At 67.5% G+C, this 1,833-nt stretch carries 2 protein-coding genes; both read left to right on the top strand.

Annotation, left to right across the window (positions count from 1 at the left end; translation table 11 throughout):
• Window positions 1-984 (top strand): ABC transporter permease subunit (locus EOD07_RS33120; RefSeq protein WP_127238223.1); only part of this gene is annotated, 984 nt, incomplete at its 5' end.
• Between the two features lie 5 nt (window positions 985-989).
• On the top strand, window positions 990-1,769 hold the full coding sequence (gene thiQ, locus EOD07_RS33115) for a thiamine ABC transporter ATP-binding protein (RefSeq protein WP_127238224.1): 780 nt from the start codon (window positions 990-992) through the stop codon (window positions 1,767-1,769).
• Window positions 1,770-1,833: the final 64 nt, after the last annotated feature.

Genomic DNA, 1,833 nt, shown 5'->3' with positions numbered 1-1,833 from the left:
GTGCTGACGCTGGGAGGCGGTCCGGCCGCGACGACGCTGGAGGTCGCCATCTACCAGGCACTGCGCTTCGATTTCGATCCCGCGCGCGCAGTGGTGCTGACGCTGTTGCAGATCGCGCTGACCTTCATCGTGGTCGTCGCTCTCACGCGGCTCGGCGCCAACGCGGTCGGCGACGCCAATCTGCCGGTGGCGCCGCGCCGCTACCTTTCGGCGGGCCGCATGGAGAGCGTGCTGAATGCGAGCCTCATCACGCTTGCCCTGCTGTTCGTCGCCGGACCGATGGCGGCGACAGTGGTTTCAGGTCTGGAGGCCGATCTCGGCCGATTGGCGGGCGAGGAAGCGGTGCGCCGCGCGACGCTCACCAGCGCGGGCCTTGCTTTGCTTGCGGCGCTGCTCAGCGTGACCTTGTCGCTGGCGTTGATCGCGGCGCGACGCGCGCTGGCCCTGCGGCGCCGTGCCGGCAGCGCCATGTCGCTGCTCGAGCATGCCGCCGACACCGGAGCCGGCTTCGTGCTCGTCGTGCCGCCGATCGTGCTTGGCGCCGGCTGGTTCCTGGCGTTGCGCAACATCACCGATGTCTTCGCCATCGCGCCGGTCATGGTCGTCGCCGTCAATGCGGTGATGGCCATGCCCTTCGCCATCCGCGCCATTCGCCCGGCCTACGACGCGGCGAGTGAACGCCATGAGCGGCTTTGCCTGGCGCTCGGCATATCCGGCTGGACCCGGCTCAGTCTGATCGACTGGCCGTCGCTGAGGCGGCCCTTGGCCACCGGATTCGCCTTCGCCATGGCGCTGTCGCTCGGCGATCTCGGGGTGATCGCGCTGTTCGGCAGCGATTCCGTGCAGACCCTGCCCTATCTGCTTTTGGCGCGCATGGGCAGCTACCGGACCGCCGACGCCGCGGGACTCGCCTTGCTGCTCGGCCTCGTCTGCCTGATGCTGGTGGTCGTTGCCGACTGGCTGGGGCGGGAAGGAAAGTCATGACGACGATGATCGACGGCGCTGCCGCGCATAAGGGCCTCACCGTCACGCTGGATGGTATCGCGTTCAGCTACGGCGAATCTTCCTTCCGCTTCGATGCCGAATTCGCGGCGGGCAGGATCACCGCCATCATGGGGCCGAGCGGTTCCGGCAAGTCGACGCTGCTCAATCTGATAGCCGGCTTCGAGACGCCCGATGCAGGCAGGGTGCTGATCGGCGGCATCGACATCGGCGACACGCCGCCTTCGGCGCGACCGGTGTCGATGGTGTTCCAGGAAAACAATTTGTTTGCCCACCTTTCGGTCGAAGCCAATGTCGGACTCGGCCGCTCGCCGTCGCTGAAACTCGGCGAGGCCGACCGCGTTGCCGTCGCCGACGCACTGGCGCGTGTGGGCCTGGCGGGCAAGGAAAAGCGGCTGCCGCGCGAGCTTTCCGGCGGCGAGCGGCAGCGCGTGGCGCTGGCGCGGGTGCTGCTGCGCGACCGGCCGGTTCTGCTGCTCGACGAGCCTTTCGCGTCGCTCGGCCCGGCGCTGCGCGAGGACATGCTCGATCTTGTCGCCGGCATCCATGCCGAACGCGAAATGACGGTGCTGTTCGTCACGCATCAGCCGGAGGATGCGCGCCGCATCGGCCAGGACGTGGCATTTCTCGATGAAGGCACGATCGCGGCGGCCGGGCCGGCCGACGATTTCTTCGACCGGTCTGGACCGGATGCGTTCAGGCGCTATATCGGCGATCAAGGCGGCACCGTTGCCGGATCACAACATATTGCCCGGAAGCGGACATAATTTACGGCCAAACCGGTAACGGGTGATCCGGCGTTTGCTTGCCTTGTCCGGGGGAGTGTGGCTA

Source organism: Mesorhizobium sp. M2C.T.Ca.TU.002.02.1.1, assembly GCF_003997225.1.
The sequence above is the reverse complement of the archived record's forward strand: the minus strand, read 5'-3'. Positions and strand labels throughout refer to the sequence as shown.